General features: G+C 63.4%; 11 protein-coding genes and 1 pseudogene. 6 read left to right on the forward strand and 6 right to left on the reverse strand.

Annotated features, from left to right (window positions below; genetic code table 11):
- The first annotated feature begins 141 nt into the window (after positions 1-141).
- Both P7D22_RS14685 and P7D22_RS14690 read left to right on the forward strand, forming a co-directional pair.
- Positions 142-642: a hypothetical protein gene (locus P7D22_RS14685; protein WP_319934996.1), complete on the forward strand. Its 501-nt coding sequence runs from the start codon at positions 142-144 to the stop codon at positions 640-642.
- Between the two features lie 146 nt (positions 643-788).
- The gene (locus P7D22_RS14690) at positions 789-1067 is read left to right on the forward strand and encodes a hypothetical protein (protein WP_319934997.1); all 279 of its coding nucleotides are present in this window, start codon (positions 789-791) and stop codon (positions 1065-1067) included.
- Positions 1068-1433: 366 nt separating this feature from the next.
- On the opposite strand, the gene P7D22_RS14695 is transcribed toward P7D22_RS14690, so the two are convergent.
- Positions 1434-1574, reverse strand: coding sequence for a hypothetical protein (locus tag P7D22_RS14695; protein ID WP_319934998.1), 141 nt, complete (start codon positions 1572-1574; stop codon positions 1434-1436).
- Positions 1575-2173: 599 nt separating this feature from the next.
- On the opposite strand from P7D22_RS14695, the gene P7D22_RS14700 reads away from it, so the two are divergent.
- Entirely contained in the window at positions 2174-2578 is a 405-nt protein-coding gene (locus tag P7D22_RS14700; protein ID WP_319934999.1) for a hypothetical protein, read from the forward strand.
- Between the two features lie 371 nt (positions 2579-2949).
- On the opposite strand, the gene P7D22_RS14705 is transcribed toward P7D22_RS14700, so the two are convergent.
- The 5 genes from P7D22_RS14705 to P7D22_RS14725 all read right to left on the reverse strand — a co-directional run bounded on the left by P7D22_RS14705 (position 2950) and on the right by P7D22_RS14725 (position 9883).
- A complete protein-coding gene (locus P7D22_RS14705; RefSeq protein ID WP_319935000.1) occupies positions 2950-4722 on the reverse strand; it encodes an Eco57I restriction-modification methylase domain-containing protein in 1773 nt (590 codons plus the stop codon).
- Positions 4723-4796: 74 nt separating this feature from the next.
- Positions 4797-5531, reverse strand: coding sequence for a hypothetical protein (locus P7D22_RS14710; protein WP_319935001.1), 735 nt, complete (start codon positions 5529-5531; stop codon positions 4797-4799).
- Positions 5528-6694, reverse strand: coding sequence for a hypothetical protein (locus tag P7D22_RS14715; RefSeq protein WP_319935002.1), 1167 nt, complete (start codon positions 6692-6694; stop codon positions 5528-5530). The genes P7D22_RS14710 and P7D22_RS14715 overlap by 4 nt, the downstream gene beginning before the upstream one ends.
- A 2-nt stretch (positions 6695-6696) precedes the next feature.
- Positions 6697-9021 carry an ATP-binding protein gene (locus P7D22_RS14720; protein ID WP_319935003.1) on the reverse strand — a complete coding sequence of 775 codons (2325 nt, stop codon included), beginning with the start codon at positions 9019-9021 and terminating at the stop codon, positions 6697-6699.
- Between the two features lie 250 nt (positions 9022-9271).
- On the reverse strand, positions 9272-9883 hold the full coding sequence (locus tag P7D22_RS14725) for a hypothetical protein (protein ID WP_319935004.1): 612 nt from the start codon (positions 9881-9883) through the stop codon (positions 9272-9274).
- A gap of 513 nt (positions 9884-10396) precedes the next feature.
- Here P7D22_RS14725 and P7D22_RS14730 point away from each other — a divergent pair.
- The 3 genes and pseudogenes from P7D22_RS14730 to istB all read left to right on the forward strand — a co-directional run bounded on the left by P7D22_RS14730 (position 10397) and on the right by istB (position 14077).
- Positions 10397-11425 carry a hypothetical protein gene (locus P7D22_RS14730; RefSeq protein ID WP_319935005.1) on the forward strand — a complete coding sequence of 343 codons (1029 nt, stop codon included), beginning with the start codon at positions 10397-10399 and terminating at the stop codon, positions 11423-11425.
- 290 nt (positions 11426-11715) lie between these two features.
- Positions 11716-13215, forward strand: coding sequence for an IS21 family transposase (gene istA, locus P7D22_RS14735; protein WP_319935006.1), 1500 nt, complete (start codon positions 11716-11718; stop codon positions 13213-13215).
- Between the two features lie 20 nt (positions 13216-13235).
- Positions 13236-14077, forward strand: a pseudogene (gene istB / locus P7D22_RS14740) (IS21-like element helper ATPase IstB).
- The last annotated feature ends 264 nt before the right edge of the window (positions 14078-14341 follow it).

A 14341-nucleotide genomic window follows, 5' to 3' on the forward strand; every position in this document is an offset into this window, starting at 1 on the left:
TAGCCCCGTCCTCTCAGGAGTTGGGGCCTCCGGCAAACCAGGGGCGGTTCAGTTCGTGCCTTCGCGGCCCTCGGTCGTTATCTCTCCACCGAGGACCCGATGATGTTCCGACGGATATTGGATCGGATCGAGGAACCGCCGGTGGAAAGCTTTCGAGCGGGCGGCGATCGTTTCGCATGGGCGGAGATCCATTTCGAGGCGGCCCGCGTCGATGCATTGGACGCGCCTCGTCGGCACGCGATGGCTTTGGCTTTGTACGAGGCAGAAGTCAGGCCGCAACGGTTCCATGTGCAGCGGCGTGCCGAACTCCTGATCGAAATGCGCCGCTTCACCGAAGCGGAAGCCTTGTTGACGGCACGCACGGATCTCGACCGGAACGAGTGGCTCCAGCGCCTCATGGCGCGAGTTCGGCTCGAGACGGGTGATCCGTTGAACGCCCTCGCCTGGATCGACAGGGCATCGAGCAGCCTCAAGGCCGAACACTTCCGCAGCGAGTTCCTCGAACTGCGATCCGAGATCCGAGCGGCCCTGGGCGACCCGCTGGCCATCGAGGATCTCGTGAAAGCGCGGAAGGCCAGCCAGAAGGCTGGTGAGGCTGGCCGGCTGGAAGCGCGGCTGACCCGTGTGGCCTCGCCCGAGTGATCCGCGCTGCCCAGCCACGGCCGCCTCGTCCGGCCTCGGAGCTTGGACGTGCGAAGTACGCGCCCCGTGGTCGGCATGGTCTCTTGTGAGGACTTGACCTGCGTTGAACCCAACGTTTCCATGCCGGGCATGATCGAGCGCCGACCATGAGTTCCCTGGCCATTCTCGCTGACGGTTTCTATCCTTTCATCGACGAAATGCTGCCCTTGTCGGAGATGGTCATGGGTTTGCCGCCGCCTGAGCTGGCGTCCTTGATCGCGGAGCAAGCACTTCGTTCCGGGACGCCCGTCAGACGTGACGAGGTCGTCGAGCTGAAGCTGGCTCATGGGCCCGAGACGAAGGCTCGCTTCGTCGTTTTCTGGCCGAGTGACGATCCGCAGTTGTACATGCTGATGCCCAAGCGGTTCGTCAGGGGGAAAGCTTAGACCGTTCTACGGCGGAGCGTCGGCTTTCAATGGAATGTGACGATGGGTGAGGCCAAATGGAAGGCAGAAAGGCGCAGGCAGCTCGATTGTCACAGTCGTCCTCTCAGGAGGGCGCGCTTCGACCTCTATGCGCTCGGAACTCGCACGTCCCTGACGCGTGTCATGGCTCGGGAGCTGTCCCACTGGAGCGACGAGAACGAAAGAGTCATCGGCCTCGTGTTCCTGGACACGAGCGACGAGGATTACGGCTGGATCCTCATGGCTCGTGACACGCTCGGGCGTTTCAGGTCCGTGGACCTGGAGATCTCCATCACCAACGAGAGGCGCGCGACCGAAGGGCTGAGGACGCGTATCGCGCGCGCGGTGTCAGGCGAAGATCTGGTTGCACTCGGGCACCAGGGCGAGGACACGAATTACGCCACCGACGTGCTGGCCGTGCCCCGCGACGTCGCCCCCGACGAGCTCCACCCGTTCTTTCGCGTGCTCCTCGATGCGCCGAACCGACATCCGGCCCGCTCCGTGTTGCGCGAGATTGGGCCTTGGCTGGCACCCACGGATCCTGACTTCGTGAGCGAGTTTCAGTGCAGGCAGTTCGATCAGCGCCTCTGGGAGATGTATCTCTGGGCGACATTCCGAGAACTCAGGTTCGATGTCACGCAACCCGAAGCGCCAGACTTCCTCTGCGGGGGACCAGGCTTCTCTTTCGCGGTGGAGGCCACGACGACTGCACCTTCCACCAAGGGACCGCTGGCCGTCCACCCCGATCCTTCCACCAAGGACGAGATGGTCGAGTTCCTCGCGCACTACATGGCCATGAAATTCGGGTCCGCCCTGAAGAGCAAATTGGACAAGACAGACAAGCTGGGACGCAGGTACTGGCACAGGGGGGACGCCGTCGACAAACCCTTCGTTCTCGCGATCGCCGACTTCCACGTTCCAGGGGGGGACCAACTCGGTTCCATGTCATACACCCAGTCGGCGCTCTGGCCGTACCTCTATGGGCATCGCGTCGAATGGGAGTTGGTCGACGGACAACTCGTGGCCCGAGCCGTAAAGGGGCCGCTCACAGTTTCGGGGGCAAGACCGTCGAGACCGGCTTCTTCGACTTGCCCGGGGCCGAGAACATCTCGGCGGTGCTCTTCTCGAATGCCGGGACATTGGCGAAATTCGACAGGATGGGCATCGCGGCAGGCTTCTATGCCGAAGGGTTCACTCACGTGCGAAGGGGCTTTCGTTTCGATCCGGATCCCGAAGCCGTTCACCCGATCCCGTTCACCCAGACCGTCGCGGGTCCCGACTACGTCGAGCACTGGAGCGACGAGCTTCAGGTTTTCCACAATCCGCGCGCGAGATTGCCATTGGACGAAGTCGTGTTCTCCGGCGTGACTCAGCACTTCTTCAGGGATGGCGATCACCTCTCGATCATCCCCGAAGGCGTAGTGCTTTCGTCACATACGATGATCCTCGGGGTGCGGCGGGATCCGAAAGGAGCGCACGCCGCTCCGCTGTGACTTGCACCATGGATTGGACGTGGCTTGGCCAGCGTGCGCGCACTCGCCCTCGAACCTGGCACGGTGCATTTGCCGCGTTCCCTACTGCGATGCGGGCCCGTGCAGAAGCGGCGTCAGTGACACCAGCCCGCAAGGCGGAAGCTCACATACCCAGCCGCGCGACGTTCTTGAGACTCCGCGCCGTCCCGACCAAAGGACCAAAGCGACGTCGAGGGCTTCGATGCGCAAGGATTGTGCATCATACCCGCCGGAGTCATCGACCGCCTCCGAGAGGCTCGATCCGACGCCGGCGACGGCCGGATCGGCTGCGGGCCCGCGACGGTGTTTCTGAATTGACGACAGGAGATCCTTCCGCACTGCGGCAATGGTGATCAGGACGCACGATCCCCGAAAGCTACGACCTCGTCGTGGTCTGATCCGATGGCAGCTGCAGGCTGTTCGCGGCTCGGATTCTCGGTATCGTCGGATAGTGAGAGAAGCGCCCTTTCGAGACTTCGATATCTGACCCGCGCGACGCGGTAGACGTCCGCGATCAAGGCCGGATTCGGAACACCCGGTCGGCCCTCGATGGAACGGAGAGATCTCCTCGCCGCGGGCCCGACGTCACTCCAACGTGGAATCCGAACCTGTCCCAAGACGTTCCCATCGAAGCGCTTGGTGTTACCCGAGAACGTCGGCGCTAGAACGGACGCGAAAAGATCGAGGACGCCCGACCCGAGAAGGGCGGAAAGCTCGCGCAAGGGCCATTCCGAACTGGACAAAGCGTACAGGGAGTTGGAGGGCTGGACGCCCCCGTTGGACAGCCAAATCCGGGCGGAGTTGGACATGCCAGCTACGAGGATCTTGGCGTCCGCCACCCGATCGAGTCGGACGCGATCGATGGTCCGATACCAATTTTCCGGGCGCTTGACGCATGCCCGCTTCCGGAGTTCGGCGGCGTGTGGTTCTAGGTGCGCCTTCATCAATGGATGCTCATCGAGACGGACGAGCCTCCCGTCTTCAGCCCAAGGATTGACGATGCATTTGCTCGACGAAACCGTTCCGTCATTGCCGAGATCTCTCGCGCGCACGAAGGCCACCAGCCTGTCCGGTTCGATCGCGGCGTTTCTGTCCACCACGAAAGCTTCGGAAGCTCCGAGTGCCAAGCCGCATCTGACCGTCACGCCCGCCAGCGAGAGGCGAGGTCCCGCCAGGCTCTCATAAGCTTGAGCCAAGTCGGAGGATGTTATGATGGCGCCACCTCGGGCCCGCAATGCGCCTGTCCCGCTGGCAGACTTCGTGGCACGATCGGCCGTGTGCAACCGCCCTTCGAGCAGAGTCAGCAGTTCCGGTACGGTCGCCGCCTTGCCGAACGTGGGTCGCGCGTCGAGCCTACGGTCCAGGATCGTGACCGCGGCATATGCGTCGACCCTCCGACTGCCGGCGAACACGTCGGCGTGATGCACTTCGAAATGGCGTGCGACGCGTACACGCGTCGACAACTCGGCCCGGACCCGCTCGCCGTAGGCGCAACGGAGCCAGCGATCGACGCACACGAAGGCGACGCAGCCGGCGCGGGTCTCGGACGCTTCCAGTGCCCGCCATATGAAAGGTAGGCACAGGTCGCCGCGCGTCGTCGTCGACGGTAGGCAGCGTTCGTACCTGCTCCTCAGTTCGTGAGGGACCTTCGACCAGCGCATGTACGGTGGGTTGCCGACCACGTGGGTGAAATCGTCGTCGTCGCGCGTTAGCAGGAAGTCGTCGCACCTGACCCAGCCCCGCACCACGCTGGCCGCATCCCTTTCCGGGAGACCTGAAGCCACGAGGAGAGCCGAGAGGCGGGACCGTGCGATCGCAGCCGTCACTTCGTCGAATTCATAGCCAACGATGACGTCGCCGAGGACCGCTTTGGAGATGCGATGTCCCTGCCTGACGAGGCTGGCGATCAAGCTTTCGGCTGCGGGCAACAAGAAGGAACCGTCGCCACAGGCCGGCTCGAGAAGCCGGCGATTCTGCAGGTCTTCGCCATCGGACCATCCTACGGCGTCCAATACGCCCCTTGCCACCCGCGGATCCGTGAAGACCCCGCAGTGACGGTGGACGGCCTGGACGGCGAGGGCGTGCTCCGACACTGATGCGACCAGGCCGGGGTCGATGGCATCCACCGCGTCGGTCGTCTTCGTCGATCCTGCCCATCCAGGCTCGACGGAGGCATGTCCCCGGATTGCCCTTTGGAAGATCAAGCTCGGATCTGCTCGGCCAAGCGACCCTTGTGGTCGGGAAGTGCGGCAACGGTGGAGGTGTAGTTCTGCAGCATGCAGACCCGCGTGCAGCGCTTGTCCCGCATCCAATGGCTCTGGACGTCGGCCAGGAAGCTCATCACCCTGTTTTCTTGTGCGTCCCGCAGGAGAGACGTCTCACGCATGTTGCGCGATGATGCCTGTTGCCTCCGCCATTCTTCGTGGTGCAGCTCCGCGAGAGCGAGATCGGCGCAATCGGTCGGAAGGAAGCAGCCGGTGGGCACGCGGGGGATGGGTATGTCGCAAAGCCGTTCGGAGACCTGGAAGTGCATCTGCGGTCCCCATTGATTTCCGTTCTTGTAGTCGAAATGGCAAGGCAGACTGCGGCCGTTCTTGTGCAAGACGACGTGCGTCGCACAGTGCTTGATCTGCCAGACGCTGCTCCGCCTCGGTACCCTGTCCGAACGGGTAAACACGCATTCGAATCCAAACGTGAGATGAGTGTCGGCGTCCTTGCGATTCGGGCCGTCGTAGGCCGTGCTCTTCTTGAAGATGATCTCCTTCGGCGTGTCCCAAGTCCATTCGGCCTTCCTCGTGTCCACGCCCTTCTGCAGGAGCTCCCGCATGTCACGAAGCCGGGAGGAAGCAGCACGGTCTTCGGCGAAACGCTCCGCGATTTTAGTGAACGCCTCCACTTCGCTCAGATATGCCGCTACGTCGATCATCACGCTCATCGTCGATCCTTGAGTTCCCCTTGATCTTCGGGCACGACCTTTGCCGCTAGGGCCCTCTCCGCCACCGCGTCCTCGATCCGAACCCAGGCCGCTGCGGCGTGGGCAGGAAAATGCTCGTCGACGGCCCGGACGCACTCGCGCATCGGAGCTATGTCATCGGTCTCGACCAGGTCGGCATCGGAGACGATCACGGGATCCAGGATGTCCAGTTCCTGTACGGGAACAGCACCGAACAGCTCCTGCAACGCTGCCGAGCGTGCGGCCCTGTCTCCGGGTAGATCCCATTCCATGGCGTCGATCCCAACGATCCACCAGCGCCGGCCGTCGAAGTCCTTCAACAGGCCTTCATAGCGACATGCCTCGCACGCCTTGGCGAACGGTGTTTCGGCTTGCAAGGCCTCACGAAGGCAGGCCAATTGTACCCCGAACTTAACCGCTAGTTGGTGGTCACGCACCAGGAAGCTGGGATAAGGCAGAACCTGCCTGATCATCCAAGTCACGATGTTCCGAGCGGCCCTCAGTTCCGGGACTACCGGCAGCTCGGCGGTCAATCGCGCCGCCCTTCGGCTTCCGTTCGACGTCCGCCAAGCCGGCGGCCGCCACTCGCCTATGTCCCTCACCGCCGCCCTGCGCCAAGGGGCTTCGACGTTGAGACCGAGCGCAAGCGTAGCCAAGGTGTCGATGTAGTCTTCGGCGGAAGCCGCCGACAGCTTCAATGCGGCGTTCCGAAGGGCTGCTATCGCGTCGGCGATGGCCAGGATCTCCGCCACGACATCGCCTTTCGAGGGCGCCTTCTCGGCGACCCACTCGACGCCGACTTCCTCGGCCAGCACGTGGCGGCGGTCCGGGTTCACCTCGGTTCCGAGCGCCTGTTCGAGGTGGTTGCTGACGACGATGGCCGGAGGGCGGGCGTCTCCGACGAGCAACCTGAGCTGCTGGAACACGCTCAGCCCGTTCATGGCCCCTTCCAGCCCCGGGCGTTGCACCTGTCCTTCCTCGTTGAAGAAATCGAACACCCAGAGGTTGGCTCCCGCCGCGACGCCTTCCGCGGCCCTCGGCGGTGGAGGCGTGAATTCGCTGAAGCGTTCGCCAGCGTGAGCCGCATCCGCGAGCTTGAGCAGGCCTTCCGGCTCGTCGTCGACGTATACGATGTCAGCCACCATGGTCACCGCCCGGGAATTTCCAACCTGATCGCCGTCGAGAAACCCTCCATGGGTCTCACGAATTCGATGGTGCCGCCGTATTCCTGCACGAAGGCACGAGTGATCGTCAGCCCCATGCCCATGCCTTGTCCAAGGACCGCGTCCGGGCGTTCGGTACTGGACTGGAAGGCTTCGAACAACTTCTTCGCCGAACGGAGGTCCACCGGTTCACCCGTGTTCTGCATGGTGATGCGCAGCGAGCCGTCTGCCAACTCCGCGGAAGCCGAAATCCTGCCGCGATCCCCAGCGAACTTCACGGCATTGGATACGAGGTTGGTGAAGATGCCCGCCAGTTCCGAAGGGAACATCGGCGGCGTGCGCAGGTCCACGGGGACTTCGTTGACGAACGTAATTCCGGCCGCGCGTATCCTGGTCTCGAAGAACGGCAGGACGCCTTCCAGTCGGTCGCGCAAGGGCAACCGGGAACGACGCCGCCGCCCTTTGAACGAGGTGGCGTCGACTAGGTATGTCGCGTTCCTCCTGATGCGGTCGGCGAGGGCCAGTGCCGCTCGACGGGCAGTCTGAACGGACGTTCGGGCCGGCCCGTTACCGATTGCCGGGAGCGCAGCGTCGAGACTCGACACGATCCCAGCGGCCTCCATGCCTAGCGCGTTCACTTCGTGCACGAAGGCAGCCAATTCCGTGCCGAGGCTCGCGAGGACGCGCCACATGACGGCCTCGCCACCGAACTCGTCGGAAAGGACGCGGACGTCGTCGATGTGCGGCTTGGCGGCATTCGCCGCGGCCACCGCGGCATCGAGATCGCCTTCGAGAAGGGAGGACCTGACGATGTCCATCTGGTGGCTTGCCGCCACCGCGCTCTCCCGAACTCGCAGGGCGGCCGGGGCTTCACCTAGGTCGGCGCGTTTCGCGAGCTGCTTCTGACGCTCCCTTTCTTCCCTCTTCACTTCCTTGATTTCATGCCGGGCGGCGTAGCCGAGCCGTACGATAAGGTCCGATGCGACACGCACCCAATCAGTGATGAAGTCGAGGCCGGGACCGGGGAGGAATCCCTCGCGGTTCACGAGCATTTCGAGTTCCGGCGAGGTGGATCGATGGAGGTAGACGGCACCCATGTATGCGGAACTGCCCTGGATCGACAGCTCCTCGGTCGCAAGGCCGGGCGGTACCTCGTCTTCCGCCAGGGCCGACAGCGAGCTGAGCACCCTGTGAGCCCGGGATCGGTAGGAACGATCGACACCCAGCCAGTCGTCCGTCTGATCGCCGTACGGAGGCACCCTGAAACCTTCCATGAACACACGGATGCCCTGGACAGCAGGGTCCCAGGCCTTCTTGGATCTCTGCAATATCCTGGCGCGAAAGGACGGGCCCTTCTCCGCTCCCAACTGCTTCGTGAGAGTGAAAGACTCGGCCGAGGGGTTCTCCCTCAACTCGGCGGCCGTGGGAGCGACGGCGATCCGCAGCGTACCCGACCCACGATCGTGGTGTATCTCGGCGATCCAGCTCGCGGCTTGGGCAACGTCGGGGGAAACGACGTCCTGCACCGCCAACTCGCCGGCGAACTCGATGCGAAAGCCGGGATCGGTCGTCGATTGATCCCGAACGGGTACTCGCTCGAAGAGCAGCGGATCGCGGGTCACTCCTTCCGGAAGGACGTCCCAGAGGACGGCCGATGGCGCAAGCGTGAGCGCCTCCTTCATGAAGCTGTCGACCATCCGGGTCGACCAAGCCTTCCTCAAAGGAGTCAGCGTCAGGGTGGTACCGCTGGCGAGGACTCTCCCATCTTTCGGGACGGTTCGGGTGAGCGTCACCGCATCGGATCCCGAGACCTGGTCGAGCGTTTCCAGCCTCTCAATGGCGTTCCAGTCGATTTCGGCCTTTATTCCACTCACGGCGGGAGGGAGCGCGACCGCCCCGCGAGGTGCCGCGCCGGCCTTGCGCGACCTGATGGATACTTTGGTCGCCAGTTTGTGGGCCGCTAGCCGCCCGACCCCCTTCTCGCCGGTGTAGCGCCGGCCGAAAACCGGGGATCGCCGATCGGCTGTCACCTTCGAGCGACCCGCGATGCGCAGGAATCCTCGGTCGAACTCAGTCTCAGTCATGCCTGCGCCGTCGTCGCTGACCAGGATTTGTCCAGTTTCGATGCGGGACAGCTCGGTCGCCATGACGGTGACGACGGTCGCATCCGCATCGTATGCATTCTTGATCAGCTCGACCAACGCGGTGGCCTCCTTGGCTACCAGCAGTTCGCCCAGCTCTTGGAACAATTTCGTGTCGACTGTGAAAGACGCCAACGCAGTCTCCGGCCAGCCTGCCATCGGACCCATGTCGGCTTCCGTCGGTCGGCGGACCCAGCATTAGCACGAATTCATTTCGCAGTGGGAAACGCCCGGCCCTCTCCGGCTCGCCGACCCTTTGCCTCGCGTCAAGTGAGCGATGACGAGGTGGCAGAGGCCGATGGCGGGAGGTCGTCTCGCCGGCGGATCGATGTGCCCGGCCACGGGTGGCAGCGTGCTTGGACTCGTTCGAGACCGTCGTGCGTCTGAGTGGGCCGACAAGACCTGCCCGACTCGCTGTTCACAGGTCCTTGAACTTGGTCGCGTATGTATGGGTAAGTCGATCGATCATAGATTGGTACGCATATATGTCGGCCAGGGCGGGTGCCGGTTCGCTCTCGACCAAGACGACTGGTGAGCCGTCATTCGGCATGTCCACCACGATGATGCAGAAAGCGTCATAGCCGACCCTCTTCGGTCCGGACCGTGTCAATCCGGGTTTGGGGGTGGACACCGAAGCTGTCGCGCTGGGCGAAGGCTTTCCAACGTCGGCGGAGTTGCTTGCAGCGTCTTCCTGGGCTGCAGCCTTTTGGCCTGCCTCATGTGCGGCGTCAGTCCGCAGCATGAGCAGCTTCGACTCGTAAATGGCGACCAACGAGACGGCCATTCGTGAGCATTCGCGGACGCATTGAGTTCGGTCGTGGCATGCGTAGGCGAAACCGTCGAGAAAGACGCGGACCTGTTCGTCGCCTTTTGTGTCTGGAGTGCAGTCGTCAGCGTTCGATGCAAATACCGAGGGGATCGGCGGCCCGATCACTCGACGGCGGAAAACGCTGGGCCCCTCGAAGCCGTGCCCCGAAGGTGCGGACCGAAATGCGCAAGTTCGGATCGAGCCGCCCAGCCATGCTTGCACGCATGTGACTCCTTCTCCGCAGCCTTGCCGAGCGATGGACCTGCGTGGACCCGGCCTAATGTCGTGACACCTTACGAGCTGGCGACACTCCTCGTCCAGCAGCCGACGCACGGCACTCCACTTCGAGAGCTACTTCGCGGATAGAGAGGTCCTGCATGGGCAGGGCGCTCCAGGCGAGCGCGGGTGTCAGCACCCGCTTGATCGTCGCCGCGAAACTCCTCGGCTTTGTGGATATCGTCGAAGTTCTGGCCGGGCTGCCGATGGCTGTATGCAAGGAAGCGCTACGGGCGGAACCGGGTCGGCATGTACGCCGAGAATGGAGACCGCCCGGCATCGCATAATTCGAGATCGAGCACGGGAAGCGGAAATCGACGATCCAACGTCATTCCAGCCTGGGTGCGTGCCCTCTCGGGCATCGGAGGTACCGGAAGCTGCCGCATCCAGTGACGTCCAAGTGTAACACGTTCGCTACAGCCTCGATGTAGGGCGCAGAGTAACGTTGCCGGATTTCCAATGGTGATTGCGATGCGGGCATTGACGTGCATTGTCCTGGCCACGACTATGTCGGGATGTGCTAGTGAGCAGTTGAATTACAATACTGTGGAAATATCGTCGACCATCGGCGACATGTATACCCGGGAAATGCTCAACAACTTAAGCCGTTTCGTGGATGATCCCAACAGTATTCCATCGCAGGTTTTGCTTTCTGGGGGCACTTTCCAGACAACGAACACGGTACAGCCTAGCGTGTCGTTCCCGTTCTCGTCTCAGGTCTTGCACACCCTTTCAAGCACTGGCGCAGCAATCACCCGTACTAGCACCGACACCCTTGCAGGGGCCGGCGCAGGAGTGCAGGGAGTGAACAGCGCTCAGCAGAACTATACCGTTTCGCCCCTCAGCGACGCCAACACCCTTCGCAATCAGCAGGCACTCTACAGGTACGCCGTATACGGCACCCGCCTTCAAGGCCGTTTCACGCCGCCCCGCATATTCTTCGACAACACCTTCTATCTCGACCCTTTCTTCCTCCAGAAGCCACAATGCGTCCTGTGTGACGGCACGAACAAGTTCAACAAGGTTCAGGGAACGGCATCCCTTTCGACGAACCCCCGTCTGGGCAGGGGGCGCTGGTTGCTTTGGGATCAAGCGGATCGTGCTGGGTTGGTCAGTCTTGGCCGTTTCGGAAACCACGATCTGTACATCCGGCAGGACGATTTCGCCTCGGGCGTCCTGAGCAACTTTGTCATGTTCACATTGACCTTCGCGGTTCCCGGAGAGACGATCACCGCACCGAGTGGACCTGCCAAGCCCGCGTACGTCATCGTCGAGAAGCAGGCCGAAGCCCCTCCACCGCAGCCAGTGCCCGGCGTGCCAGGCAGGCCTCACACGTGGTCGTACACGCCCTCCCCGAAAGCGAGCGAGACAATCCAGATTGCGCCACCGATTGGATTGCCGGTCGCTCCACCTGCTTCCAACTTCCAATTTCAGCAGCAGGACAGGGTCAGCCCGTTCACGACGAACGGCATCGTTCCCCCACCTTAGATCCTGCAAGGGCGCGGGCGGGCGTCGAGATACGGTCTTGCCACGTTCCGTCTATGCCGACTGAGGCGACCACCGGACGGCGATCGTCGATGGCGTTCGCCCTCCTGCAGCTTGTAGCAGGGCGTGCACGTCGTAAGCGTGACCGAATGGCAGCCTACCGCTTTTTGGTTTGGCTTGGGATAGTGTGTAGGGCGGTGACAAAGCAGGCCACTGGAGCGCCGGCGAACTGCTGACGCGGGCGGAGTAAAATCCGGCCAGTGGATAGGCTTCCCGTTTTCGGGGAGCCGGGGATGTTCGTCGTGGAGATCTACGCCGCCGTTCGGAAGTTCGTGTTCATTGAAGGTCACAGCCGCCGGGAGGCTGCGCGGGTCTTCGGGCTGAACCGCGAGACGGTGCTGAAGATGTGCCGGTTCTCGTTGCCTCCCGGGTACACACGCACGAAGCTGCCCGAGAAGCCGAAGCTTGGACCGCTGCTGCCGGTGATCGACGCGATCCTGGAGGCGGATCGCGATGCGCCGATGAAGCAGCGGCACTCGGCCAAGAGGATTTTCGAGAGGCTGCGGGACGAGCATGGCTTTCTCGGCGGCTACACCGTGGTGAAGGATCACGTGCGGATCTGTCGGGCACGGGGCCGCGAGACCTTCGTGCCGCTGTCTCACCCGCCGGGCCACGGCCAAGTGGATTTCGGCGAAGCGCTCGCGGTGATCGGCGGCGTTCGGCAGAAGATCCACTTCTTCTGCCTGGACCTACCGCAGTCGGATGCCTGCTTCGTGAAGGCCTATCCTCGGGAAACCACCGAGGCCTTCCTGGACGGCCACGTCTCGGCCTTTGCCTTTTTCGGCGGCGTGCCGCTGTCGCTCCTCTACGACAACACCAAAATCGCGGTGGCGAAGATCTGCGGCGACGGGAAGCGCGATCGGACCCGCGCCTTCACGGAGCTGGTCAGCCACTGCCTGTTCCAGGATCGCTTCGGCCGCCCGGGCAAAGGCAACGACAAGGGTAAGGTCGAGGGGCTGGTCAAATACGCCCGCGCCAACTTCATGACGCCGGTCCCCACGGCGGCAAGCTTCAACGCCTTGAACGTCATGCTTGCGGAGCGTTGCCGCGCGCGGCAGGCCGAACATGCCGGTCGTCACGCCACCACTATCGGCGAGCGGCTCGTCGCCGATCTCGAGGCCTTGAGGACGCTGCCCGCGGTGCCGCTCGAGCCGTGCGAGAAGCGCGCGGCCCGCGTCTCCTCGACGGCGCTCGTCCGCTACCGCTGCAACGATTACTCGGTGCCGACGGCCTACGGGTTCCAGGAGGTCCTGGTGAAGGGGTTCGTCGACGAGGTCGCGATCCTGTGTGCCGGCCGAGAGATTGCCCGGCATCCGCGCCACTACGGCGAGGGCGTGTTCGTCGCGGATCCGCGGCACTATCTGGCGCTGATCGAGACGAAGCCGAACGCGCTCGATCAGGCTGCGGCGCTGCAGGGCTGGAACCTGCCCGAGGTGTTCCAGCACCTGCGTCATCTCCTTGAATCGCGAATGGGAAATCGGGGGAAGCGAGAGTTCATCCAGGTGCTGCGGTTGATGGAGGCCGCACCTCAAGACGTCGTGGCCTACGCCGTCACCGAGGCCATCCGACTCGGCGCCATCGGCTTCGATGCCGTCAAACAGATCACGCTGGCGCGGATCGAGCGGCGTCCCGTCCGCCTCGACCTCGCCGCCTATCCCCACTTGCCACAGTTGGCGGTGAAAACGACGACGGCCGCCGACTATGCCGTGCTGGTGCCGGAGATGGCAGCCTGATGGCCTCGATCGAGGACGCCATGCCGAGCGGCACCACGGCCGGCAAGCCCCAGGTTCTTCTCGGGCACCACCTCAAGCAGCTGAAGCTGCCGACGATCCTGCGCGAGTACGACAAAGTGGCGCGCGAGTGCGCGCAAGGGGGCGTCGACCACCCCGGCTACCTGCTGCGCCTGGTGGAATTGGAACTGATCGACCGGGAGCGTCGTGTCGTTGAGCGCCGCATCCGTGCCGCGCGGTTCCCGGCGGTGAAGAGCTTCGACACCTTCGACTTCACCGCATCCCGAGCCTCAACAAGATGCTGGTGCTGGACCTCGGCCGCTGCGAGTTCATCCTGCGCCGGGAGAACATTATCGCGCTCGGCAACAGCGGCACCGGCAAGAGCCATGTCGCTCTGGCTCTGGGGCTGGCGGCTTGCCAGAAGGGGTTCACCGTGGCGTTCACGACGGCGGCCTCCCTGGTGACGCAACTCATGGAAGCACGGGACGAGCGGCGTCTCCTCAAACTCCAGCGCGATCTCCAGGCTGTGAAGCTGCTGATTGTCGACGAGCTTGGTTACGTGCCGCTTTCGGCGACCGGCGCCGAGTTGCTCTTCGAGACGTTCTCGCAGCGTTATGAGCGGGGCTCGACCATCATCACCTCGAACCTCCCCTTCGAGGACTGGACATCGGTCCTGGGATCAGAGCGGCTCACCGGCGCCTTGCTGGACAGGCTCACTCACCACGTCAGCATCCTGACCATGAACGGCGACAGCTACCGCCTCAAGCAGTCCGTCGGGCGGCGGCGCGCGTCGGTCAGGGCAGAGCAAAACCAGGCCACCGCCGAAAGCATCGACCCCGACACCGGCGAGATCATGGCCGCCTGATCGAAAATCCTGGCCGACATGGAAAGGGCCCCGATCGGGGCCCTTTCCATGTCGGCGAGCCCGATCCACTGGCCTGGTTTTACTCCGCTCCGCTGGCCTGGATTTAGATCGCCGTTGACACGCCGTCCTGACCCACGACGCCCTCGGCCTCTTCCAGTGAACGGCCGTTAGGCGCACGGGCCGGGAGACGCGTGGTGGTGTCGTGCTGCTGACTGCCACGCTCATTCCTCCAGCAGCATATCGCGCGAGAAATGGATGCGGCGG

This window comes from Lichenihabitans sp. Uapishka_5 (genome assembly GCF_033947565.1).
In the GTDB taxonomy this organism is placed as follows: Bacteria; Pseudomonadota; Alphaproteobacteria; order Rhizobiales; family Beijerinckiaceae; genus Lichenihabitans.